22 protein-coding genes are annotated in these 24,634 nt (G+C 49.6%); 4 read left to right on the top strand and 18 right to left on the bottom strand.

Annotated features, from left to right (window positions below):
- Positions 1-2: 2 nt before the first annotated feature.
- The 11 genes from MKX63_RS27670 to MKX63_RS27620 form a co-directional block, all read right to left on the bottom strand.
- Positions 3-986 (bottom strand): aldo/keto reductase, encoded by a 984-nt coding sequence (locus tag MKX63_RS27670; protein ID WP_341021711.1) that lies wholly within the window; start codon positions 984-986, stop codon positions 3-5.
- Positions 987-1,469: 483 nt separating this feature from the next.
- Positions 1,470-2,303: a GNAT family N-acetyltransferase gene (locus MKX63_RS27665; protein WP_341021709.1), complete on the bottom strand. Its 834-nt coding sequence runs from the start codon at positions 2,301-2,303 to the stop codon at positions 1,470-1,472.
- Between the two features lie 29 nt (positions 2,304-2,332).
- Complete coding sequence (locus MKX63_RS27660; RefSeq protein WP_341021707.1) at positions 2,333-3,625, bottom strand: sensor histidine kinase; 1,293 nt, start codon at positions 3,623-3,625, stop codon at positions 2,333-2,335.
- The gene (locus tag MKX63_RS27655; protein WP_341021706.1) at positions 3,612-4,292 is read right to left on the bottom strand and encodes a response regulator transcription factor; all 681 of its coding nucleotides are present in this window, start codon (positions 4,290-4,292) and stop codon (positions 3,612-3,614) included. The genes MKX63_RS27660 and MKX63_RS27655 overlap by 14 nt, the downstream gene beginning before the upstream one ends.
- Positions 4,293-4,321: 29 nt before the next feature.
- Positions 4,322-5,104 (bottom strand): ABC transporter ATP-binding protein, encoded by a 783-nt coding sequence (locus MKX63_RS27650; RefSeq protein ID WP_341021703.1) that lies wholly within the window; start codon positions 5,102-5,104, stop codon positions 4,322-4,324.
- A gap of 34 nt (positions 5,105-5,138) precedes the next feature.
- Positions 5,139-7,490: an ABC transporter permease gene (locus MKX63_RS27645; RefSeq protein ID WP_341021701.1), complete on the bottom strand. Its 2,352-nt coding sequence runs from the start codon at positions 7,488-7,490 to the stop codon at positions 5,139-5,141.
- A 149-nt stretch (positions 7,491-7,639) separates the two neighbouring features.
- Entirely contained in the window at positions 7,640-8,812 is a 1,173-nt protein-coding gene (locus MKX63_RS27640; protein WP_341021699.1) for an alanyl-tRNA editing protein, read from the bottom strand.
- A gap of 3 nt (positions 8,813-8,815) precedes the next feature.
- Positions 8,816-9,250, bottom strand: a complete 435-nt coding sequence (locus MKX63_RS27635; RefSeq protein WP_341021698.1) for a GNAT family N-acetyltransferase — start codon at positions 9,248-9,250, stop codon at positions 8,816-8,818.
- A gap of 23 nt (positions 9,251-9,273) precedes the next feature.
- The gene (locus tag MKX63_RS27630; protein WP_341021697.1) at positions 9,274-10,038 is read right to left on the bottom strand and encodes a TSUP family transporter; all 765 of its coding nucleotides are present in this window, start codon (positions 10,036-10,038) and stop codon (positions 9,274-9,276) included.
- A gap of 18 nt (positions 10,039-10,056) precedes the next feature.
- On the bottom strand, positions 10,057-10,491 hold the full coding sequence (locus tag MKX63_RS27625) for an NUDIX hydrolase (protein ID WP_341021695.1): 435 nt from the start codon (positions 10,489-10,491) through the stop codon (positions 10,057-10,059).
- Positions 10,492-10,580: 89 nt separating this feature from the next.
- Complete coding sequence (locus MKX63_RS27620; RefSeq protein WP_076078109.1) at positions 10,581-11,300, bottom strand: YebC/PmpR family DNA-binding transcriptional regulator; 720 nt, start codon at positions 11,298-11,300, stop codon at positions 10,581-10,583.
- A gap of 300 nt (positions 11,301-11,600) precedes the next feature.
- On the opposite strand from MKX63_RS27620, the gene MKX63_RS27615 reads away from it, so the two are divergent.
- From MKX63_RS27615 to MKX63_RS27605, 3 genes are read left to right on the top strand one after another with little or no spacing between them, the layout of a single operon-like run.
- Positions 11,601-12,266 carry a hypothetical protein gene (locus MKX63_RS27615; RefSeq protein ID WP_341021693.1) on the top strand — a complete coding sequence of 222 codons (666 nt, stop codon included), beginning with the start codon at positions 11,601-11,603 and terminating at the stop codon, positions 12,264-12,266.
- 37 nt (positions 12,267-12,303) lie between these two features.
- Positions 12,304-13,527 (top strand): hypothetical protein, encoded by a 1,224-nt coding sequence (locus tag MKX63_RS27610; protein WP_341021691.1) that lies wholly within the window; start codon positions 12,304-12,306, stop codon positions 13,525-13,527.
- Positions 13,528-13,569: 42 nt separating this feature from the next.
- The gene (locus MKX63_RS27605; protein WP_341021689.1) at positions 13,570-14,103 is read left to right on the top strand and encodes a hypothetical protein; all 534 of its coding nucleotides are present in this window, start codon (positions 13,570-13,572) and stop codon (positions 14,101-14,103) included.
- Between the two features lie 101 nt (positions 14,104-14,204).
- On the opposite strand, the gene MKX63_RS27600 is transcribed toward MKX63_RS27605, so the two are convergent.
- The 4 genes from MKX63_RS27600 to MKX63_RS27585 all read right to left on the bottom strand — a co-directional run bounded on the left by MKX63_RS27600 (position 14,205) and on the right by MKX63_RS27585 (position 18,405).
- The gene (locus MKX63_RS27600) at positions 14,205-14,660 is read right to left on the bottom strand and encodes a GNAT family N-acetyltransferase (protein WP_341021687.1); all 456 of its coding nucleotides are present in this window, start codon (positions 14,658-14,660) and stop codon (positions 14,205-14,207) included.
- 435 nt (positions 14,661-15,095) lie between these two features.
- Positions 15,096-16,211 carry a 5-methyltetrahydropteroyltriglutamate--homocysteine S-methyltransferase gene (locus MKX63_RS27595; protein WP_341021685.1) on the bottom strand — a complete coding sequence of 372 codons (1,116 nt, stop codon included), beginning with the start codon at positions 16,209-16,211 and terminating at the stop codon, positions 15,096-15,098.
- Between the two features lie 15 nt (positions 16,212-16,226).
- Positions 16,227-17,159 carry a LysR family transcriptional regulator gene (locus tag MKX63_RS27590; protein WP_341021683.1) on the bottom strand — a complete coding sequence of 311 codons (933 nt, stop codon included), beginning with the start codon at positions 17,157-17,159 and terminating at the stop codon, positions 16,227-16,229.
- Positions 17,160-17,286: 127 nt separating this feature from the next.
- Complete coding sequence (locus MKX63_RS27585; protein WP_445323541.1) at positions 17,287-18,405, bottom strand: phosphodiester glycosidase family protein; 1,119 nt, start codon at positions 18,403-18,405, stop codon at positions 17,287-17,289.
- Positions 18,406-18,594: 189 nt separating this feature from the next.
- Between MKX63_RS27585 and MKX63_RS27580 the strand changes: the two genes are divergently transcribed.
- Complete coding sequence (locus tag MKX63_RS27580; RefSeq protein WP_341021681.1) at positions 18,595-19,134, top strand: DUF4303 domain-containing protein; 540 nt, start codon at positions 18,595-18,597, stop codon at positions 19,132-19,134.
- Between the two features lie 69 nt (positions 19,135-19,203).
- On the opposite strand, the gene MKX63_RS27575 is transcribed toward MKX63_RS27580, so the two are convergent.
- The 3 genes from MKX63_RS27575 to MKX63_RS27565 all read right to left on the bottom strand — a co-directional run bounded on the left by MKX63_RS27575 (position 19,204) and on the right by MKX63_RS27565 (position 24,580).
- Positions 19,204-19,713, bottom strand: a complete 510-nt coding sequence (locus MKX63_RS27575) for a GNAT family N-acetyltransferase (RefSeq protein ID WP_341021679.1) — start codon at positions 19,711-19,713, stop codon at positions 19,204-19,206.
- A gap of 40 nt (positions 19,714-19,753) precedes the next feature.
- Positions 19,754-22,876 carry a hybrid sensor histidine kinase/response regulator gene (locus tag MKX63_RS27570; protein WP_341023318.1) on the bottom strand — a complete coding sequence of 1,041 codons (3,123 nt, stop codon included), beginning with the start codon at positions 22,874-22,876 and terminating at the stop codon, positions 19,754-19,756.
- Between the two features lie 201 nt (positions 22,877-23,077).
- Positions 23,078-24,580 (bottom strand): TPM domain-containing protein, encoded by a 1,503-nt coding sequence (locus MKX63_RS27565; protein WP_341021677.1) that lies wholly within the window; start codon positions 24,578-24,580, stop codon positions 23,078-23,080.
- Positions 24,581-24,634 lie beyond the last annotated feature (54 nt).

Here is a 24,634-nt window from a genome sequence, read left to right as displayed (position 1 = left end):
CACTACACCTCTCCACGGATATGCGGAACCACCTCTGACTGGTAAAAGGCAGCCAGGCGCTCCATATCCCCTGGGCTGAAGGAGGGTACATCCAGTGTAGCCAGATTATCGTTCACCTGAGCCTCATTCTTGAAGCCCGGAATCACACAGCTGACGGCCGGATGGTCCAGAATCCAGCGCATGGAGGCCCGTGCCATATTACCGCGTCCATCAGCGATCCAATCCAGCTTCTGTGCCAGCTCTACACCTTTACTAAAAGGCAGGCCGGCAAAGGTCTCGCCCACATTGAACTGCTCCCCGTTCGCATTGAATTTCCGGTGATCATTCTCCTGGAAGGTACTGGACGCCGTGAATTTACCGGTCAGCAGACCGCTGGCCAGCGGCAGGCGAACCAGAATTCCTGCACCCTTGGACGCAGCCTGCGGCAATAACTCCAGTGCTGGCTGCTGCCGGAACAGATTGAAGATCACCTGAAGCGCCGCAACGCCAGGATACTCCAGGCAGAGCAGGCCTTCCTCGATAGTCTCAACGCTGACGCCGTAGTGACGGATTTTACCCTCGGCCTTCAATTGATCCAGCGCCGCGAACACACTCCCATCACGCAGAATCTCCATCGGCGGACAGTGGATCTGATACAGATCAATCGCTTCCCGCTCCAGACGCCGCAGGCTCTGCTCACAGTATTCGCTGATCCGGCGCGCGGAATAATTCTCCGGGTCATGGATATCTCCGGCGCGGCAGAACTTCGTGGCAATATGGATCTCATCCTGCTTCCCCCGGGTCGCCTTGGCAAGCAGCTCCTCCGCATGACCGCCGCCATAGACGTCTGCCGTATCGAAGAAATTCACGCCCTGCTCCATCGCTGCCTGCAAGCCTCTTAGCCCGTCCTCATCCTTGCTGTTACCCCAGTCCCCGCCAATCGCCCAAGTGCCAAAGCTGACTTCGCTGACAGACAGCCCCGTATTTCCCAGCTCGCGGTATTTCATGCTATGAACCTCCGTTTATGAGTTTGTGTGATTTGTGTGAAGCGTTCTCAACTCTTCTTATTATGAAGGGTTTGACCGGTAAGGTCCAGTTGGCGGCTGGATTTCACTCGAAGCTTGATCGTCACTCCGGTGAGCATTCGGGCAATCCGGCCCTGCACACACCTGCACTTCCTAATTCTCCGCTTGTAGCTTAAGATTCTTCTTCCGTCTCTTTTATTCTTTGATAAAATACCTTTAGGTGGAATAATGTATCTTAATTTATCCATATCTATAAATCTTTCGGAAGCAAGTGGAAAAACAGCATCTAATCCTGTCCATTTTTGCCCTTAGGTCCGAATTATGATTAATTAAGTGTTGTTTCTCCAACTGTTGCCCCACCAGAAGCCACTAGCTCCTCAGCAAGTGTAGTAAATCCAGCTATTTCCCACCTGCAAATCTCACTAAGGTGAATGAACCTTTATTGAGCTCTCTCTGCGGGCACGACTATCCTTCCATTGCAAAAGCAAACACCGGATAGCTCTCCACCGGCTCGAAGCCGAGCCTTAGCGCGAGCTTATGTGAAGCCATATTCTCATGCGTTGTTTCCCATAGGGGAAGCATTCCCTGATCGAGATAGTAACTGATTAACGATGCAGCGGCGAGCGTAGCATAGCCCTTCCCGCGCTCCGATTCTGCATAAGTATCTACATCAATGAAGTACCTTTTATTCACGCTGAAGCCGTTATTTTTGCAAATGGAGACTGCCTTATCCCTAACCTTCACTACAGTACCAGTGGTTGTCAGCCCAACGAACCCGCCCTCTCTTGCAGACCTATAATGCTCCGGTAAGGCGAGAACAGGAAATTCCTCATAGGTGACAGATAGATCTCCCTCCAAGGGGATAGCAGCACGCTTGTTCTTCAGCTCACAAAATCGTTCGCTATTGAACTCATAGACCGACTCCATATGTCTGTCTACGCTCAGCCCGGCAATCTCAAGCGTAAGCAGTTCCGTCCAGGAATCACTATCTTCTGTATAGATCTCGAACCCTTTCTCGTGCCTCTGCTGGCAATCAGGTACGACTACCGTCTGCAAAAAGCTCATCAGCTTCAGCCGGTTAATCTCACTGCTAATATCTCCGGCAGCATACATCCATCTCCCCGTAGCCCATACCACAGCCAGTGTCGGCGCTTCCATATGATCAGCAAATACCCGCCCGGGATAATTCTCCAGCAGGACGGATAAGGCAGGAAGGTGTTGCTTTTTACCGGCATAAAAATCATAAACTGCAGCATAATTCTCAATTTGCAGCTCCAAAAGCTTATTCAACTCATTCACTACGCTTCCCTCCATGTATGTATCTCACTTTAATACCGCAACACCAGCACAAACCGCATCCCCCGCTCCAGCGGCTCCGCGTAAATATCGCCGCCCATCTTTCGTAGCAGCTGCTTGCAGATGAAGAGACCTAGACCGTTGCCCGGCTTGCCGTCCGCATTGGACCCGCGCCAGAAGCTGGTGAAGATGTGGGGCAGCTCGCTCAGGAGCAGCGGCTCTCCAGAATTCTCTATCACAATCAGCTGGCGGTAATCCTCCTCACGGAAGGTAATAGAGATAGACTTGCCATCTCCATACTTAATGGCATTCTCGATGAGATTATTCAGCACCTCATGCAGCCGTTCTTCGTCCCCAAGCAGCAGCTTGTCCTGATAAGCACCTACTTCAAGCTCCACCTTCAGCAGCTCCAGCCGCTCCTTATGGTTACGGAGGACCTTGCCGACCAGCCCGCTGAGATAGAACTCTCCCGCATCCACCTCTATATTCTGCAAAGAAGAGACGGAAGCGGTGATAATCCCGCCGATCAGCTGCTCCATTTGCTCTGCTTGCTGACCAATCATCCGGGCGGCCGATTGCCGCTTGACTTCACTGTCATAGAGGCTGTCCGCAAGGGCGCTGGCGTAGAGCCTGATCGTGGCGACTGGGGTTTTGAGCTCATGCGAGAGGGACGCGACCAGCGTCTGGCGGTCTTTTTCCAGGCGGAGATTCGTCTCTCTCTGGGCATCGAGTGTCTGCCGCAGCAGGTCCAGCCCCCAGACGAACCGGCCGAAGAACCGGCTCCGGTGCTCCTTCATGCCTATGTTCAGCTGCCCCCGGGATAACTCGTAGGGAAGCTCCTGCAGCGTATGGAACGGCCGCAGAATCTGCTTGCGGATGTAGAACAGCAGCACCATAACCGCGCCAAGCGCCGCCAGCAGGAACAGATTCAACACCAGAAGCGTATGCACATCCTGCCCGGGCATCCGGTAAGAGAACCTTAAGTATCCTGTACTTTGCTGGTCCGCATACAAGGGCTTGACCATGAATTCACTTGCGTCCTCCACCCCGTTACCGGCAAAAAAGCGCTGAACCTCATCCGGTCCCGCTTCCTTTCCGGTCCAGCTTAAGCCGTTCACGTAGGTGTACCGGTTCACATCCGGCAGCAGTTCCTCCATAGGAATACCTCGCTGCACCTGGTCATAGATCCGGTTGATCTCTATCCTATAAGCCTTCCCGGGTGTCCCTGCCCCTGTCTCCCTGTAGGATACATATCCATTCAGAGCCGCTACGAACGTCAGACCGAGAAGTAATGTCCAGAGCATCAGCCTGTTAAATGCCTTCATATTTATATCCCACTCCCCAGACGGTGACGATGCGTCTTGGCTCTTTGGGGTTCTGCTCGATTTTGTCCCGCAGCTTGTTCATATGTACGGTCAGCGTGGACGGCTCACTGAAGCTGTCTGCGCCCCACACCTGCTGGAACAACCACTCTTTGCGCAGCGCCTTGCCTTTGTTGCTCATCAGCAGCACCAGAAGCTCGTACTCTTTGGCCGTCATCCCGAGCGGCTGGCCGCTTCTATACACTGCTCTTGCGGTCTGGTTCACCGTAAGTTCGCCATCGGTCAGCAGCAGCTTGTTCTCGTTCATCTCATAGCTCCGCCGCAGATGCGCCTTGACCTTGGCCGTCAGCAGCGGAGCCGAGAAGGGCTTCTCCAGGTAGTCGTCCGCTCCCAGCTCAAGCCCGATAATCTTGCTCTCATCCCCATGGCGTGCGCTCATGATCAGAATCGGCAAATTGTACTTCTCCCTGGCGATTCTGCATACGGCGAAGCCGTCCAGCCCCGGCAGCATAATATCAAGCAGCAGCAGCTTGACAGCACTCGTCTCCAAGTAAGCCAAGCCCTCTTCCGCAGAGGCCCTACTGCATACAGAATATCCTTCCACCTGCAAAAAATCCTTCATCACCTCTGCCAGCTCCGCATTATCCTCAATGATCAGAATGTCCGCCACGCCTCTCTCCTCCTGCTGCTTGCAGCTTCCTACCAGCCCATCTCCATCAGCCAGCCGGTCAAGCTGCGTTCGCGTTCCCTCGAGCCTTGTTCCGGCATATATTTGCCCAGCACATGCTCGCCCTGAATATTGCCATCCACCATATACAGCACCTTATCACTCTGCGCGGCTACCTTCACATCATGTGTAACCACCATCAGCGTTGTTCCTTCCCGGTTGATCCGGCAGAGCTCGGACATGACTTCCTGTGCAGCTTTGGAATTGAGCGCACCTGTCGGCTCATCGGCGAACAGCATTGCCGGCTTGTTGATGAGCGCCCGGCAGATGCAGGCCCGCTGCAGCTGTCCGCCGGACACCTCTGTAATATCATGGCCCGCCGTCTCCATAATGTTCAGCTTGCGCATCAGCTCATCAGCGTATTGATTCACCTCGCTGCGGCTGCGTCTTTGCCCGTTTCCCTTGCCGCTCAGCGACTGATAGCCTGATAGAATAATATTATCATAAACGGAGAGATTGCTCAGCATATGCATCTGCTGGAAGATGAAGCCCATTTTGTGCAGCCGCAGTTCAGCCATGCCCTTCTCCGAGAGCCGCGAAAGACTCTCTCCGTCAAAAACCACCTCGCCCGCAGTAAGCCGGTCCATCCCGCTGACGGTATAGAGCAGCGTAGACTTGCCCGAACCGGACGGCCCCATGACAGACACGAACTCTCCTGCATGAAGCGTGAAATTGATATTCCGCAGAACATTATTCTGACTTTTATTGACGATATAGGTTTTGCATAGGTTGGTTACTTCAAGTACTGCTGCCATTTCGCCACTCCTTCTTTTCTTTTAAAATTTAAGCCTATTCTTTATTCATGTTCCATATCTGCACACGCTTGATCTGGCCGCAGCTTGTGTATACCGCCAGCATAACCACAGCCAGGATTAGCAGCGGATACAGCAGATAGACCTGAAGCGGAAGAATATTCAGCCGGAGACTGGTCAGTCCGAAGATCCGGAAGATGAGACCGAGCAGGCTGCCGCCAAGGGTATTCGCAGCGATTACGCCCAGCACCAGCGAGACGGACATAATGATCAGAATACGCAGCGCCTGCCACCGCCGGATCGCGGCATTCGTGAAGCCAATGCTTTTCATGACAGCAATGCCGTAGACATCCTTCGCAATCATCAGTCTGACGAATAGACAGGTGATGAAGAACGAAATGAGGCAGATGATAGCCGTAAGCAGCCCATTGATGCTGTGAAGCTGGCCCATGAAGCCGCCGGTGATCTCTCCCAGCAGTTCAAGCGAGGTTTTGATGCCTTGTTCCGGGAACTGCTGTTGAATCTGCTTCATTATTCCTGCCTTTGCTTGCTCTGGGACATGGAGTTCACCGGAGAACATGTAAGCGGGTACTGTCTTCAGCTCATAGTCCCGTGCAATCCAGACCGCGTACCCCTCGTTGGAGATACTTTGGAACAGTCCGCTGATCATGAAGGTCCCCTTAATCCCGCCGATTTCAAAAGTAATATTATCGCCCACCCGCTTCCCGTATTTCCCGGACATGATGGCCGTAATCGCAATTTCATTCTTCAGCAGCGGGGCCGTTCCCTCCAGAATCTCAACAGACCCGTTCTGATCATTCTTCTGGCCGTTAATCCGCCGGTTGGCCTCCCCGTTATCGGAGATATATTTGGTATTTACCGTATAATTCGCTGTAAGCGTGACCTGGAAGCCCTGATCCTTCAGCTGCTTGGACAGGAGCGCCTTCTCCTGTTGGATCTGCTCTACGGATTTCTCTGCCACAACGGTTGGGCCATAAAAATCCGCACCAATCGTCCCGAAATATTCCAGAAACTTAGGTGTCACGATGGTATTGGTCAGATTGACCGGGATCAGGATGATCGCCGAGCTTAAGATCAGCGTCAGGATGAGCGACGTATAGCTCTTGAGCCGGTTCAGTACATCGCTCAGTGCGAGAAAGAACGGGGGCCGGAGGAAACGGCTTGTATGTAAATGAATGCGCCGGGATGCCTTGAAGCGTTCGCCGGTCTGGCCTTGCCGGATGGCATCGATGGCCGATGCCTTGTTAATCTTGCGCATGCAGACTAAGCAGAACAGCAGAATGAATGCGATCATGACCAGCGTGCTAAGCGCCGAGATCATTATATTGATGCTGCTTGCGGGCAGAATCATATATTGCGAGGTTTTGCGGGACATCAGCGCAGTCAGCGGGAGACTGATGCCGAGTCCGAGAATGCCGCCGAGACAGGCCAGCCCAGTATATTTTGTCAGGTAGAGCTGCTTGATCGCCCGGTTCCTGAACCCGATGGCCTTCATAGCACCAATCTCCTTGTATTCATCCTGCAGGGTGGAGACAATGGTGAAGCGCAGGGTCAGAAACGCAATGAAGATCAGGAACATGCTGATTGCAAACATCATGGCTGAGATGATCCGGTCCGTCATATATGTCATCTTGACCAGCGCCTTATCCACCTCGAAGCTGATGGGCAGATCACTGTTCGCAAAAGAAGCCGATATCTCCATAGATGCTACACCCGGTGCCGCCACGAAGCTCCATAGATTCATCTGTTTATCTTCGGGCACCAGCCTCTCTATTTCCTTGAAATCCTCTGTCGACAGCATGAGGCGCTTCAATCCCAGCAGATCTGCCCCCATGAATGCATCCTTGAAGTAACTGTTCACCGTGAACGTTCTCGTAGTCTCACCGAACTTGAGCTTCAGCTGTTCTCCCGGCACGATGCCGCTGCCCAGCATCAGGCTGGCTGGAAGACCGATCTCCCCCGGGCGAAGTGAATATCGCTCATTGTCCTCACCGAAGACCAGGTTCACCTGCTCAGGAATGGCAGACAGCACGAAGCTTACATTTCCCGAGAAGCTCTTGCGGCCTTCAGGCATCGTAATCTGATTCAGGAAGAGATTGAGCTGCCGTTCGGTATAAGCTGTCTCTACCTTCTTCTCCTGCTTCACCCAGCCTTCTACTGCCGAGTTATAGCCGGGGGCATTGGCCAGCGTGATATTAAGGTCTGCAACCTTGCTGGCTTCAATGAAGCTGCCCAGGGCGCTGGAGGTAGAATACATCAGGCTGGAGCTGCTTGCGGCTAGTGTGGAGGCCAGGATGATGAGGATCAGCAGAACGGTATTCATCACCTTTTTGCGCCGCAAATCTTTTTTTAGAATAGTCAGGAACACGTTGATTTTCTCCCTTCGTCAAGCTCTGTCCTGATTATAAGCAGGCAATTGTTAAATAATCCTTAAATCGGTCCAATCCTTGCTCACCCTATGAAAACAGCAAAAAGAGCTACGGCATAAACGCTCCATAGCTCCTTACTTGCCCTACCTCAGAATTGTGCTTTGGCAAAATTGTAAAATGCGAGTGCGTCTTCCCATGACGGGAATCCGGCCTGTGCCAGCTTGTCGCTGCCCCCGCCCTTGCCCTGGTAGCCGCCCAGGTGAGCCTTGAAGAAGGCGCCACATGAGAAATCCGCAGATCCGCTATGCGCGAGTACCGCCTTATACTCCGCCGCACTCAGCAGCAGCACCGGCAGGTCGGTCAGCGCCGTCAGCTTCGCAGCCAGACTCTGCAGATCCTTAAGCGGTCTATCGTCTGAAATATGGGTGAGCACCCCGCTGCCCTCTTCCATAGACGCTAACAGGTCCCGGGCCAGATAGCAGTCATTCTGCTCTTTCACAGCAGCCAGTTCCGCCTGCAACAGCTTCTGCTCCTGCTCCCACTTTCCGATCCGGTCCATAATTTCGTCCTTGCCTGTATTGAATCGGGCGGACAGCTGACTCATGATTTGCATATGATCGTTAAATTCCGCAAGCGCCCGGTCTCCGCATTTGAAGGTAATTCTAATATTACCCTTCTGCTTTTCGGACCGCAGCAGCTTGATCATCCCAATCGCCCCGGTCGAAGCGACATGGGTGCCGCCGCAGGCGTTATGCTCGACACCTTCAATCTCGACAATCCGGATATCCTCCGTTACCTTAGGAAGCTTCACCAGCGGCAGCTTGGCCATTTCCTCTGCAGTCACGAAGTAGCTCGTAATCGCCAGATTCCGGTAGATCTTGCGGTTCACCTCTTGTTCAGCCTCCGCCAGCTGCGCCGCAGATAGTTCCGGCAGATCAAGATCTATTGTGGCATAATCGCTGCCCAGGTGGAAGCTCAGTGTCAGTGCCTGATGCCGTTCGCGGAATACCGCCGACAGCAGATGCTGGCCGCTGTGCTGCTGCATATGGTCGAATCTCCGGTTCCAGTCGATGGCGCAATACACATCAGTCTGCCCGGGCAGCTCCGCTACCTTATGCAGCACCTCCTGATCCTCCAGCACCACATCCAGTACAGCAATTCCGCCGATGGTTCCCGTATCACAGGGCTGTCCGCCGCCGTGCGGGTAGAAGGCCGTTTCTGCAAGCGTCACATAGATTCCGTCTTCACGTTCCATCGTAGAAGAGATTACGGTACTCCATTCTTGAATATATGCTGAATCATAATATAGCTTCTTGGTCATCCCTTAAGCTCCCCCATTCGCATCCGTTGCAGGCCCGAAGAACATCTCCATGACCACATAATCCTTGCCGCCTTTGCTGAATACTTCATCCGTTCTCTGCATGCCGAATTTCTTATAAAAGCCTGCCTTATAGGTTCTGGCATTACAGAAAATCCGCTGCACCCCCGCCTGCTCCGCTTCCGCAAGGACCGTCTTCAGCAGCTTGCTGCCGTAGCCCTGGCCCTGTTCCAGCTCCAGGGTCGCGAACTTGCGGAACTGTGCTTCTGTGCCGTTGACGAACAAGGATAACACCGATACCAGACGATCTCCCACATACAGCCCGTAATGCTTGCCCTGATCGTCATCAGCCAGCTTAATATAATCCGGCTCCCGCTCAGGCCACATGACTTCATGCCTCAGCTTCCAGACTTCTTCCTTATGTATAAGCTTGACCTCCATCTCATCCACTCCATTAGTTGTGCTTAATGCATCGTATCCCATATTTGCTTGCCGATCAATATCACAGTGACTGTAATGAATAACGGCCGGATATACGCTGCCCCTTTGCGGATAGCCATCCGGGAGCCGACAACGGCTCCGATCACCATCGGAATCCCTAGAATCAGGCCATGGGTGTAGCTGACAGAGCCCAGGGCAATGAACGTAAGCAGGCTGGTGATATTGCTGGCGAAGTTCAGGATTTTGGCGTTTCCTGCGGCGGTTACAAATTCAAACCCCATCATCAGAAAAGCGAAAATCAGAAACGACCCCGTTCCCGGACCGAAGAACCCGTCATAGAAGCCGATAACCAGTGCCGCCATGCTTCCGACCAGGCGCAGCCTGCCGTTTTTCGCGGAGAAGGTGGAGATATCTCCCCAGGATTTTTTGAACAAGGTATAGAGGGTAATTACGATCAGCATCACGATCACCAGCGGCTTCAGGAACTCGGAAGGCACCTGACGGACAGTCAGCGTTCCGGCCATCGCTCCAATGACGGATAACGGGATGAGGGTGCGAACCAGCTTGAAATTGATTTTGCCGGAACGCACGAACGAGGCGGTGCTGGTCAGCGAGCACATCGATCCCGCCAATTTGCTGCTGCCGAGCAGCAGGTGGAGCGGAATCCCCACCGACAGCAAGGCCGGAATCGCGATCAGACCGCCGCCGCCCACTACAGAGTCAATTAACCCGGCCAGAAATCCGCATATCACCAATATAAGTACCATACTGAGCGTCCAGTCTTCCATTACTGCGCCATTCCCCCTCTAATTCCATCCGTGAGCAGCATACCAGACGCCATTCCTGAATGTATTCCACGCCTCCTGTACGAACGGGATGATATTCTCCGGCAGCGCATCTACCGGGAACCAGCTTAGGTCAGCGCATTTGTCCGGCTCCATATTGCAGATCTCTCCAGTCCACTGCTCCGCCTTGAAAAAGAAATCCACCCGCTCATCCCCGGAGGTACGCAGGTGCATCGTTCCGATCAGGGTAAGCCCGGCGGGAGCTATAACAGCACCGCATTCTTCCCGGACCTCGCGGATGGCAGCGGTATGAAGCGGCTCGCCGCCATCCAGCTTCCCGGCAGGCAGCCCATACTCCCCGTCATGATGTCCCGTATTTGCGCGCCGCAATAGCAGGACTTGCCCGTCCTTGATCAGAAATACATGAACCACACTCACGAATCGAAAGACTTCCATTCCAGCTCTTCCTCCCCATTCCCGCACACGAAAGAATAAACGGACAAGCCTGGAAATCGGCTTGCCCGCTTACTGATGTGACCGCTATTCTATTCTTCCGAATCCACGTTGTGGTAGACCTGCTGCACATCGTCCAATTCTTCAAGCGCATCGATCAGCTTCTCGAACTGGGCCTGCGCATCTTCAGGAATAGCTACATAGTTCTGCGGGAGCAGTGTCAGCTCGGCTACAGTGAATTCCGTGATTCCCGCGCTGCGGAAGGCTTCCTGTACTGCATGGAACTGGTCCGGCTCAGCATACACGATGACTGCCTCGTCCTCTTCCAGCACATCACGAACATCCAGATCTGCTTCAATCAGCAGCTCCATAACCTCATCTGCTGATTTGCCTTCCACCCCGATTACCGCTGTCGGATCGAACATATACGTAACCGATCCGCTGACGCCCATGTTGCCGCCGTTCTTGCTGAACGTGGAACGGACCAGCGGAGCCGTGCGGTTGACGTTATTCGTCAGCGCATCAACTACAATCATCGAGCCGCTTGGACCGAAGCCTTCATACCGCAGCTCAACGTAGGTCTCATCGCCGCTGCCCTTGGCTTTCTCCAGGGCACGGTCAATAATCGCCTTCGGTACATTGTAGGTCTTGGCCCGTTCCAGAACGACCTTCAGCGCCCGGTTGGATTCCGGATCAGGCTCGCCCTTCTTCGCTGCAACATAGATTTCTACCCCGAACTTGGCGTAGACCTTACTTGTATTAGCATCCTTGGATGCTTTCTTTTCCTTAATATTATTCCATTTACGACCCATATGGTTACCGCTCACTTTCCAACATTTAATTAAAAACAGTCTTGTATATTATACCTCTCTTCAATCGATCCCGTAAAGGGCCGTCCACGCTCCTTCACAAATCCAGCAAATTCAGCATCCGCTCCCTAAACAGAGGCATGGTTCTGCACCAAAAATAATTGTAAATATATGGTTGAGAGAGTATAGTCTATCTTTGTTAGGCACCTTCATTTTCATTTCAAAGATTCAAATGATTGTAAACACTAAAAGATTGTATAGCTGGCCAGCTTTCAATATAAAAATCATGAAAGGATGTTTATTTTGAAAAAAACTAAACGATTTCTAGGTTTACTCTTGATTTTGGGTATGATGTCTTCTTTTGTTGCTGTTGCCTATGCAGAAGAAAATTCAACAGAAACTGCCCCTTCTGGCTTAAAAGTTTTAAGTCCTGCTGAAAACGATGAATATTTTAATAGCTTAAACCAAGATGAACAAGAAAAAATAAAGGAAAAAATCCAGAGTGCAGAAAACGTTGCAGAAGAGCTCGGGAGTCAGGCTCGGGCAGCAACAGCAACAAAAATTTCTATACCGGGAACATTCTACATTTACCAGCAGACACAAAGTTACTACTGCTCTCCAGCCGCTACAAAAAGTATTGTGCAATATCTTACGGGATCATCTGATAGCCAAGGTGCTATAGCAAGTGCATTAGGAACCTCAATTATCGGCACAGATCCTACAACTATTGCACCATATTTGAATAGCAAGCAAAGTAAAGTTCATTATATTTATAATGCAAATCCAACTCAAACAACTTTGCTCAACAATTTATATTATGATGTCGTAACCATGAAATCTCCTTCTTCTGTAGGGATTTCTAATTCATCTGGAGCAAACTGGCATTATGCAACAAGTGGTCATAATTTGGTGGTGAATCTGGTAAGTTTCATTATTCTAGAGGTGTTTGTTATTCAAGCACCTCTCTAATTCTATTAGATGGCTTTTGCGAAAAGGAAGGGTTAGTTTGAAAAAAATAATAAGACTACTTGGCTTGATTGTTATATTGATTCTGTGTAGTTGTGATAACCAACCCAACCACTCCAAAGATGAAAAACTCCAGAATCCAAAACAAACATTCACTGCAAAACCTTCGATTTCTAATGAAACTATTTCGATTTATGACATCAACAACTCAGTAATCGGAACAATTGAGCGTTATGAAGCATTGGTGCTCATCGGTGACAGTATAATCTATACTAAGATTCCAACGGTGTCTGATGCCTCGATATCTGAAATGGATTATTATCGTTACAATTTTAAGACTAAAGAAAATATTAAATTGGGAACAGTCAAAAATTGGTCTTATGAAGCTAAATATGATACAACCATCATCGGAAACTCTTTATACATGTTAGTCACAACCGGTGAAATAGCGGATATTGCAAACAGAACACTTCATCTTTATAAAGTAGATTTAATTAACAATACTATGTCCGTGGTTTTTTCAGAAAAAGGTGGATTTCCTTATAATAGTATGACCGCTGTAGATAATAGACTACTAATGGTTAGAGTAATTAAAGGCGGCTCTGAGTTAGAGGAATATAATACAGAAACGAAGAAAAGAAGGATTCTGCAAAAATTTGATTTTGATGACAAAAAAAATGTAGGCGAAGCCATCCGGCAAATTACATCAGACGACAATACAATTTCATTATTGCGGTTAAAGATAGAATCAGGTGGTAAATCACGCTTGTTTGCGGATGTATATAATCACGATATGAAATTCCTGCGCAGCGCAGATGTTTCAACAGTTTCATCTAATTCTTCAGACGGGAGTCAGAATGAATTAAGTCAGGGCGTATCCAGTTTTGTTGTTAGTAACGATTATCTCTACTATGCGAATTTTAGTATTACAAGATTTTTGGGGAAAATTGAGGATGGATCTCTCCGCTCTGTTAAAACTGTTAACCCGGAATTTGAGATGTCTTCGGAAGCTGTAAAGAGCAATCGCTCAGGATTATTTTATCAATCATTTAGCCAAACAAATGACTTGTATCTATTGAATTACAAAGACGGTACATTTAAAAAAACTACGTTTTATGCTGATGACAAAAGATATTTTATAATTAATATTTCCAGATATAATGATAAGCTCTTACTAACAATGAGGTATAAAGACCCTAATACTGGAGAAGAACTTGTACCTAAATTGTATTATATTAATTTGTCAGATTTGAAATTCTTATAGCGGTTAACTTTCGTACCATGGAGTTGAAGGAGTCCATTCCCTGTGATTGGTAGAGAACGGTTAAAAAAGAAGACTACAGCTCCTTCCCCAGCAACCGCAGGAAATCCACCTACTGGAAACATTTTTGGCTTGGTTTCATTATCTTTGGTGAACAGGAGGACCATCATGAAAAAAAATCAACTTGCCATTTTATTTAGCTTACTATTCCTTATCGCTTGTTCTTCTCAAGAGAAATATCCTAACCTGAATGAAGCCATAAATTCCCTTGAAAAAAACATTACACAAATTGAATCACCTGACGACCAATTGCTTGAGGGTATTAAACCTGTTAGCTATAAACTGAGTAATGAGGAAATTATAAAAGTTTACGTTTTCGGATCGGAGGAGGAACGAGAAAGTGGAACAAAACACTTTGAAGAAAGTATTCAGCTGCTTAGTTCCCACGCGCCAATTATCTACCAATCAGGAGATTATTTAGTTCTGTATTACTCCCTCGCTGATTCAAAGACTCAAACACCCAAGCTAAACGAAACAGAGTTCGGAGTGAAAATAGAAAAAGCTCTCAACAGTATGTAACAGTAAGAAATCACGATTTAGGTCTATGCGAGTAATAGAATCGAATGTCCCGGCTCCTATGGCCAAACGATCAGCCCTCTTTGCAGGAGGGCTATTTGTGGTCAAATGCATTGATTAAGCTCCAGACAACGTACAACCTCACCGTCGTATAACTCTTCACTGACCTTTTGGAATCCAAGCGATTCATACAACATTCCGGCAATCCGATTATCGGGTCTATGTCCGATCATTAATCGGGTACACCCTTCATTTCGCATATACTCGATTAACTTCCCCAAGGCTTGTTTGGCATAACCCTGTCCTTGATGATGTTCATCAATCATAAGGGCTGGTATCCAGCAGTTACCGTCCTCATCGGGAGTAGTACAAAAAACAATAAATCCTATCACCACAGTTCCTGAATAAATAGCCAGAAGTTCAAACTCCTGCACAAATTTTGCCTCAGCAATCCAATTAACCACCGGAGCAGGAAAAACGCTTTGTTGTTCTGGCTTCACCTTCAGCAATGTGCAATCATACCAGTTCTCGGCCGTTACAGGTCGTAGTTCAATAACCATAATATTCCCTCCAAAGATCCAGTTTCAGCATTTAAACTTCTTCAACATTATACTGTGGAGGGAATCTCTACGGTTGGTATAGAATGGTTAAAGAAAAAGGCTATCACAAGAAGCACACGAACACTTGAGCCTCCGCAGGACTGAAATAAATGGAATAACGTATCTTAATTTCCCGGTTTCTAATCTTTTCAGGAAAGCAAGTGGAAAAACAGCAACTTCTGCATCGATATATGCCGCTTCGGCGTAATATAGAAGAACTTAAGTGTCGTTTATCCAACTGTTGTCCCGGCAAAGTCCATTCCTTCATCAGCAAGTGGAGGAAATCCACCTATGATCCGCCACAGCCCGCTGCCTAGCGCCCCTCGCCAAAAAGGAGGATCGCCACACTGGGCAATCCTCCCCAATTCACACCAATTCATCCCGATCCACTGAGCGCTACACCCATACCTCATTCGCCGTCTCAATCACCAGCCGAAGCTTATCCCACTGCTCTTCCTCCGTCAAAATGTTGCCTTCCTCCGAAGAGGCGAAGCCGCATTGTGTGCTTAGACATAGCTTGTTGATATCTACATATTGCGCTGCTTCTTCGATACGCGCGATGAGCTGCTCCTTGCTCTCCAGACCGCCATGCTTGGTGGTCACCAGTCCCAGCACCACGAACTGGTCCCGGATAAAGCGCAGCGGCTCGAAGTCGCCGGAGCGTTCATTGTCGTATTCGAGGAAGAACGCGTCCACGTTCGTATTCGAGAACAGCTCCTCGGCAACCGGCCCGTACCCGCCCGCAGCGAACCAGGTCGAGCGCAGGTTGCCCCGGCACACATGCAGGGCAATGGTCATGTCCGCCGGGCGGCCGGCAATGCTCTCGTTGATCAGCCGGACGTAGTCTTTGGCCAGCTGATCCGGGTCAACACCTCTGCTGCGCAGATGGGCACGATGTCTGCCGCTGCAAAGCGTCCCCCAGGTAGTATCATCCAGCTGCAGATAACGGCAACCGGCATCATAGAAGGCCTGAATCCCCGTCCGGTACACCTGAATGATGTCGCCGTACAGCGTTTCGGTATCGGAATAAATCTCGTTCCCGTTATACTCCTGCACGAAATGGAACAAAGACGGTGAAGGAATCGTCATTTTGGCCATAGTCTCTCCGGCCATCTGCTGCAAGGTGCGGAACTCCCTGACCATGGGATGGTCTCCGAAGGCGATTTTACCGGTAATTCTGAAGCTCTCCGCCCGGTTCGTCTGCTCCTTGGAAGCGCCTGGAGGGCCAAGCGTAATCTTGCCTGTCCCTTCCATCCCCAGGAAGAAATCCAGATGCCACCAGGAACGGCGGAATTCGCCGTCAGTTACAGCCTTCAGCCCAAGCGCCTTCTCCTGCTGAAGCAGCTTGCCAATCTCCATATTCTCAATCTCCGCCAACTGTCCGGCTGTTAATTCGCCTTGGGCATACAAGCTGCGCGCATTCTTGATCTCCTCTGTACGCAGGAAGCTCCCGACAATGTCGTAACGGAAGGGCGGTGCGTTTCTTGTCGATCCGATCACTGGACTGCTCATACGTCCCTCCTGCTCTTATAATAAGAAAGATTCAAACTTAAACACATTACCCGACACCAAATCATTCAGAAAATCAATATATATAGACATAATCTCACTAGGCTTGCGGTCCTTGTGGGCGATCCAGCCGACAGAGAACACTTCCTTGCTGTCAAAAGGAATCGTGATCAGCCCTGCATCATCCAGCTCAGAGGCCATAATCCCGGTCCCCACAGTATACGAATCGCTTCCGAGCAGCAAATGAGTCAACGTGGCCCGGTCAGTCACCTTAATATTCTTCTCGATCTGCGTAAAGCTAAGCATCTCCTCCGAGAAATGCAGCGAATTATTATCCCCTTGCTCAAAAGTAATGTAAGGATACGGATGAATGTCCTCCGCCGTAATTCTCTCTTTTGCAGCCAAAACATGCCCTGCCCGCACATAGACATGCGGATTCGTATTGAACAGCGGAGTGAACTTCAGGTTCCCGTCACTGAACAGCTTGTTCATGATCTTGTAGTTGCTCTCGTTGATATACAGAATCCCGATGTCGCTGCGCAGGGTACGCACATCCTCGATGATCTCATAGGTCTGCGTCTCTCTCAGGCTGAAGTTGTACTCCTGCACCTTACTCTCCTTCATCAGCTTCACAAAAGCATCCGTAACAAACGCATAATGCTGTGTAGATACCGAGAAATAGATCGGGCTGCGCTTCTTGCCGGTATAGCGGTTCTCCATGAATTCGGTCTGCTCAATAATCTGCCGGGCGTAGCCCAGGAATTCCATGCCTTCCGCCGAGATGCTGATCCCCCGGTTATTCCGTTCAAAAATCGTGATGCCAAGCTCGTTCTCCAGCTCCTTGATAGCATTCGAGAGGCTGGGCTGCGACACAAATAGCCGTTTGGCCGCTTCATTCATAGAGCCGCTGTTCGCAATCTCAATCGCGTAGCGGAGCTGCTGCAAAGTCAAACCTTCTCCCCCTCCGATCAAGGACTTCATCTGGCAGGTTCATCAAAATAAGAATTTACTTGTTATCCTAGCACACCTGCCGCGTCTGATCTACTATAGATTATTGAAGAAGGTGGCCTGGCGGATGTTACTGGGTGCGCTTCTTGCCTGCGTCGATTTTGGCCGGGTCCAGCCCTTCCCAGATATTCTTGATCTTCGCGTTCTCAGGGTCATCGAATACCAGGAATGCCGTCGGCAAGTAACGCTCCCCATACTGCGAAGAGGGCTTGTTGACAATCTCATTGTCTTTCACCAGCACCGTCGAAGATCCCCCGTCCAGATTGGCTGCGATGACCGCCCCATGCTTCAGCATAATCTGCTGCACATCATACAGGTTCGCCCCGATGCTGTAGCCCGGCTGCCGTCCGTCAATCACTACAAAGATGAGCGCACCGTCTGCCCGTTGGCCCATAGCTGTTCTTGGCGCGATGCCCCAGCCTTCGGCGGCATTCTTAATCTGGCCTTTACCGTTCACAATAATCCGTGGCTGAAAAGTCACTGCCTCCTGCACGCCCATCTTGCTGAGCTGGTCCAGGGTATAATTCCCGGCAATCATCTTGCCTTCCTTATCAATGCCGACAATCTGTGTGGATTTCTTGCCGCCCAGCCCATTATAGAACAGCTTCCCTTGCGAGATCACCAGCCCGATCGGCTTGAAGCCATTGCCCTTCCAGTTCGGATCGGCAAAGCCGCCGCCGTTCACCCCGGCGATTGCCCCCGTGCGTTGCACCATACTGGATACCTTTTCCCCGGAGCCGATTTTGCTCGGCACACCCAGGCGCACCTTCTTGGGATCGTTCACAATCATGACATAGCCGCTATAGCCGCTGCCCGATACCTCTTTAACCTGGACCAGCGGTGTATGCTCAGCTTCCTTTACAGGCTCAGGCTTGATCTCATGGGTATCTACCTCGTCGCCCATCTCCTCGAAGCGCTTGGTATAATCGCTGACGCGGTGCTTCAGCTCCTCTTCGCCGATAATATATTTGGCCCAGTGCCGGTGTTGAGTCGTAATCAGCGTATCTGCAATCAGGAAGCGCGTATTCTTGGCCGACGGTGCGAAATAGAGCCAGCCTCCGGCTGCTATAACCAGAATGAAACAGACCATGAACACCCTGAATAGTGTGCGGAAGAAACCTCTTTTCTTGCGCTTCGGCGCCGGCTTCTTCTTCTTGCGGACAGTAGAACGTTGTGGTAAAGAGCTCACTTCTGAAATCCTCCCTAACAAACTGATAATGGTTAAATCTACAAACTCACAACTTCCATGATAGACGAAATTCCGGATTTAAAAGTTTCAGTTTGTTTAATTCTCTGTCCATAAACTGTAAACTGCTTATGTTGCAGCTAAATTATGGTAGAGTGAAGTCATACTAAACATAATATAAGGAGGGTTATCATGAACGCATTTCTGACTGAATTTGAACAACAGATACGTGAGGGGTTTGTGGCGGACCTTGAAGGTATTTTAGAGGAAGCAGCACATGAGAAGGTATATGCCTGCGCAGTCGGGACGGATAGCGACTTTGTCACTCTGTTCCTTGCTGTCAATACAGAGCAATCCCTTGCCAGACATATTTCCGATATGAGAAGTGAAGGGTTATGTGATGATGCTGAAACCGAGCTTTATTACAGATGGGGAATTTCCGAGTTCCAATATGGCGAGCATTCGCATTTCAATCATATCAGCCGTTTTTTATATGCACAGGATAATGTATACCAATATAAAGATGAAATGGTCAAAATCATTGCCAAGGTGGTTAATGAAACCAAGGGCGATATCTTCACAAAATATAATCAAACCAAAGAAGACATTACCTTCTTTATATCAATGACCGACGATGAGCTGGCTGAGGAATTAGAGAATGAATCGGTGGCACTGATGACAAATCCTGTATTGGTTCCAGCGTTTTTAACACGTTATGATGCAGAGAGCTAAAGAAACCAAACAGCGGCAGCCCGGGAATTAACCTCCCTGACTGCCGCTATAGTAATGACAATTCCTGCGCTACCTTGATTTTGTTAAGTATAGCGTGAGCTCATCATCCACCCGAACCTGGCTTCCAGGAACTGCGGGCAGATTGTCATACATGAGTCCCCGGCCATCCGGGACATAGCCCCGTTTAATGTACAGCCTTTGGGCTGTGCCATAGCTGTCATATAGTCCGAACCCAATCCCAACCGTGTCAAATCTGGCGAAGGCTTCTGCTTCGAGAGCGTCCATCAGCATACTGCCGATACCGCTTTTCCGCAGGGTGGGAATTACATCAAGATTCTGGATCTCAGGAATGTGATTCTCGGCAAAATAAGGATAGTGAGAGCTATAGACGATATGTCCCCAGCCAGTAAACTCATTCTCACGAAGGGCTACGAGCGTAAGCCGCTTCTCCCCTTCGTTCTCCTTCCAACACTGTTCAATATAAGCTAACGGTTTGTTGACATCGTGCGGGGCCAGCCCCTCATGTATCCATGCCGTGTCCTCGGACTTCATCCGGCGGATATGAATTGATTGACTCATAAGGTCGTTTTTTTCCTTTCCGTTCCAAAGTAATTACAGTCTATTCACGGGCGTTCTCTACGCTGAGCGGAACGTGAAAAGTGACCGTTGTCCCTGTATCCGACGAGCTCTTGATATCAAGACCCGTACCGAACTGTCGTTTCAATCGCTGATCTGTATTAATTAATCCAACACCGGATCGGTTGGCTGAATTCCTATCCAGCACTCGTTGCAATTGAGCCTCTTCCATTCCTACCCCATCATCAAGGACGGTTATCTCTGCAAGGGTCTCCACAACAGAAATTCGTATTACAATGCGGCCTCCACGTTTGCGCTTCATGACTCCGTGCCTGATCGCATTCTCCACGAGAGGCTGAATTGACAAAAAAGGAACCCTGATGTATTTTGTCTCATCAATTTCCCAAATCACCTGCAGCCTGTCCTCGAACCGGACCTGTTCAATATACACGTAAGAGCGCACTAGACTCAGCTCTTCTTCAATGGGCACAAGACTGTCCATATTCTGAAATTTGAATTTGTTCCTCAAATAATTAGTGAACTCATCAAGCAGATCACGCATCTTCTCCAAATTAATATCACTTAAGGCGGATATAGAATTTAATGCATTGAACAAAAAATGAGGCTGAATTTGCGCTTGCAGCCATACAGCTTCTAAACGAAGTTGTTCCCGGATGGATTGCTTAATCGTCGTTAACGCTTTGATTCGAAGTGTAAGCTCTAATGCCTCGACTGGTTTGGTTACATAATCGTTCGCTCCTGCCAGGTAACCGCTCTGAATATCCTGCGGCTGACTTCTTGCTGTAAGCAGCAGCACCGGAAGCTCTGTGAAGGTATAGCGCTCACGGATTCTTCGGGTTAACTCATAGCCGGACATGACCGGCATCATGATATCGGAGATCACCAGATCCCAGTCCTTAGTATCCAGAATGGCCAAAGCTTGTTTGGCACTGGTTACCAGTGTAATGTCATATTCATCTGGAGGGAGGATGGCTTCCAGCACTTGAAGGTTCACGGGATCATCATCGATGATTAAGAGTACCGGACGGACGGAATCCATGCTGACGAATGCCGCCGCTGTCTCAGCACTTTGGATAATCGCATCGTCCATGTTCCCAAGAACAGATGCTTGAGTTGCCGCAGAAGATGCCGGTACTGGCTGAACAGCGTGCGTCCCTGCACTTTCCGCTTCCGCTCCCAAGCCAGACAGCTCTACAGAGAAAATGAATTGCGAGCCTTCTCCCTTGGTAGAAGTCACCTCTAAGCTGCCCCCATGAAGCTCAACCAGTTGTTTGCTAATACTCAAGCCTAACCCAAAGCCGCCTTCAATCATGGTGTCACTTGTCTGAGCTTGCTCATAAGGCCGGAACAGGCGTTTAAGCATTTCCTCATCCATTCCAATTCCAGTGTCAGCAACGGCGATATAAGCGCGCCCGTTCTGATCATAAGCCGAAATCGAAATGACGCCGTTATTGGTGTATTTCACAGCATTATGAAGCAAATTGAAGACTATTTGAATCATCCGGTTCTCATCTGCGTAGACCAAAGGGAATTTTTCAGGAATCCGGTTTATTATTTCTACAGATTTCACCTCTGCATTGAATTGCAGCATATCCAGTACGCCTGTCACAATCGGCTGAATCGATATAACTTTCGGAAAGATACGGGGGGTCCCCTCACGCAAACTCATTACATCAATCAAATCGTTTAAGATCAAGGTCAACCGGCGCCCTACCGAGAAAATAGTTTCGAGTTCCTTAATGCTTCTATCCTGCATCAAATGCTGTTCCCGTTTTAGAACGGATTGCGAAAGATTAAGTATGCTGTGAAGCGGGTTTTTGAATTCATGAGAAGTATTCGCCAAAAATTGATCCTTATGGTCATTCATTCTTTGCAAGGCAGTTGCAAGTTCATTCGTATTTTGGTACATGCTGAAATAATTTCTAAACCATACTGAGGCCAAGCACCCCATTGAAATAATCAGATCAAAAGGATAATAGACAACGCTATAGCCGCCCTCCCGCCAGAGAAGTGTCCAAATGAAATGATGGATTAACGCAAGAACGGAAAAGAAAAACAATAGGTTTCCTCTCATATCCTTGACCAGGGTTCTAAAGATTGCGATGATCGAAATGACGCCGACCATACCGCCTAGCAGATAGTACAAGGGAAAGATCCTGGTTATCTGATATGTATTTAAGAACAGTGTAATTCCTGCGCTCCCCAAAATGATAACCCTGAATACAGGATAGATCCTGTACCACAAAGCGAGTTCACGATGATTAGTACATTCCAAAAGGGCATAGGCTCCAAGCAAAAAAACTGCATTGGATAACCGAAAATCCCAAGCATTGCCGATGTAAAAAATTTGGTGGAGCAGCTTTTCATCATTGCTTAAACCGCTGCTTAGTGTGAAGCAGAAGGTAAGCAGCGAGAAATATAGCAGCTTTTTCTCCTTATTGCCCAGTATAAATAAAATAAGCGCATAGGCAGAATGAATCAGAAAAATAACCGTTGTCAGAACCTGCATAGAAACCGAAATTTTCATTTCTTGGATTATCGCTTGTTCTGAACCGAATTTAATAGACCGGACAATGCCACCACTACGGCTATCCACATAATTAGACGCTTGAACCATCAGCTCGATTACGCCGTCTTTGTCTGCCGTAAAGGTCGCCGAATACGGAAGATTGTTAGCGATAGAGACCTTTTCCGACTCCCCCACCCGCCCGGATTGAGCCAGCAGACGACCGTTGACATACACTTTGGATGAAGTGCGGATACTTGGTACATGAATACTATAATTCAAACCCTGCTCCTGATTCACATGTAATCGCAAACGGTAAGAGCCAAATCCGTATGGAGTTGAGGTGCCCGTCTGCACAGCTGTATTCCATCCCCCCGGTACTTGAGTCATTCTTGGCTCACTCCCGGCCAGCTCCAGCTGCTTACTTCCCTCTGAGATCCATTGTGAAGGATAGAACTCCCATTCCCCGTCCAGCAAAATGATCTTCCCGTCTTCTGCATTCCAATCACGTAAATCGAGTTCGCCGTTGTGGATAGAATCCTGTTGCAGATTACCAAACACCTCCATCCACAATAAGCGCGAACCAGATAGAACAGCTAATAGTAATCCAAGCAATAAAAAGAAGTACTTCCACTTCATTTGATATCTTATTGATAAATTAGCCAAGAATGTCCCTCTCCTACATAGGTGCTTTCTTTATCTGGCAGCACCCATAAATCTGCAGAAGACCAACCACACCGGTGTAAGCTTTGCATTTCCTATGTCTGTTATGATGCAGTACAGCCTTCTGCGTGTTCATCCTCCAAAAACTTGCTGATACGCATACTTCGGTACTTCATCTCACCCATGTCTCCCCACACCGCCGCCGCTGCTTGCACTGCCGCCACCTCCGGAATTGCTATCATCATCGTCATCATCACGGGAGGAATACCGGCCAGCTCCGCCGCCGCCCGAGTATCCGCCACCGCCGTGATTCCGGTCGTCATCATCATCGTCGTCATGAGAGGAATACCGCTCCGCTCCCCCTCCGCTCGAAGAACCGCCGCCCCCGGAGTTACTGCCCCAGAAGCTGCTGGAGCTGGATGAGGAGCTGCTCCCCGCAGAGGAATGGTTGTGATGGTGCGGCCGCCGATATCTTCTTCTCTGGCTGTAGCCATAGCCGGGCTGGCCGGTCCAGGCGCCATAGCGCCGGATATTGCGCGGGTTATGCGGATTGATCCGTATCCCGTAACGGGCAACATAGCGGTTGCGCGCGCTGGCGGCGAGACTGATTAGTGCGACAAGAACCAGGAAAATCCCGAGAATCAGCATCCCCTTCGATCTGGAGACAGGCACCAGCTCCACAGGTTCTTTCGCTGCCACAGGTGCTTTGCTGACGGTAGAGGCTGTTGCAGATGTGGAGCTGCCTGCGGCTTTCCCCGATGCAGCATCCACCCGGGCCAGGAAGAAGCCGTAGAAGGCATTCGCCGTCCCCACCACGCCGCCTGCGTAATCTTTTGCCGCAAATTTGGGCTCCAGCACCGTATCCAGAATCCCGCTGATCCGATTATTCGTCAGCACTCCGTCGATCGATTTACCCTGTAGCACATGATAGTTATCCCCGCCGATATCCAGTACGAGCATCACATCTCTGGGCCCGGCAGCAACCCCGGCGAACTTCGCATAGGTGTAATCCTGCAGGCTCTTGCCTCCAGTATTCTTAACAGTTACCACATAGATTCCGCTCCCGGTGGTAGCCGCGTAACGGTTGCTGGACTGGTTCAGATAATCCTTGGTAACTTGCGGGAGGATTCCGGCATTGTCCGAGACATAATTGCGGGTGCCTAGTGTTTCCGAGTAGCTTCCGCCGAGCTTCTGAATGAAAGCGCCATAGGTTTTATTAGCACCTGCGCTGTACTTCTTGGCTGCGAAGTCCGGCTCCAATGATGCCGAGAGAATCTTCGAGATAACGCCACTGTTCAGCTCAGTCTCCAGTCCCTTGCCGGGAACGGCCCAGTAATCATCGTCCTTAATGGAGAGCAGCAGCAGAAGCCCATTATTCTTGTCTGCCGAGCCGACCCCCCATGAATTGAACAGCGAGGTCGCATATTTCTCCATAGATACGCCGTTCGTCGAATTCACCGTAACCAGCACTACCTGCGCCCCGGTCTCCTGATAGAGCTTCACCCCATAGTTGACCATGTAATTCTCGGTCTTCTCATCAATCACGTTCGCAAAGTCATTCACATAAAAGGCTTCCGAATGAGCCGGCACTGCCGCCTCCGCCTTCCCCGGAATGAACGGCAGCAGCAGCATTAACAGCATACCGGCCAGCACTGTTTGCAGTATTCTTGCACGCTTCATTAAATCCCCTCCGGCTTCTCGTATCTCTTCTATTACTATATCGGTTACGTACAG

It is taken from the genome of Paenibacillus sp. FSL R7-0179 (assembly GCF_038002265.1).
Lineage (GTDB): Bacteria > Bacillota > Bacilli > Paenibacillales > Paenibacillaceae > Paenibacillus_AQ.
Note: the sequence above shows the minus strand (reverse complement) of the source record. Positions and strands in the feature narration are given on the sequence as shown.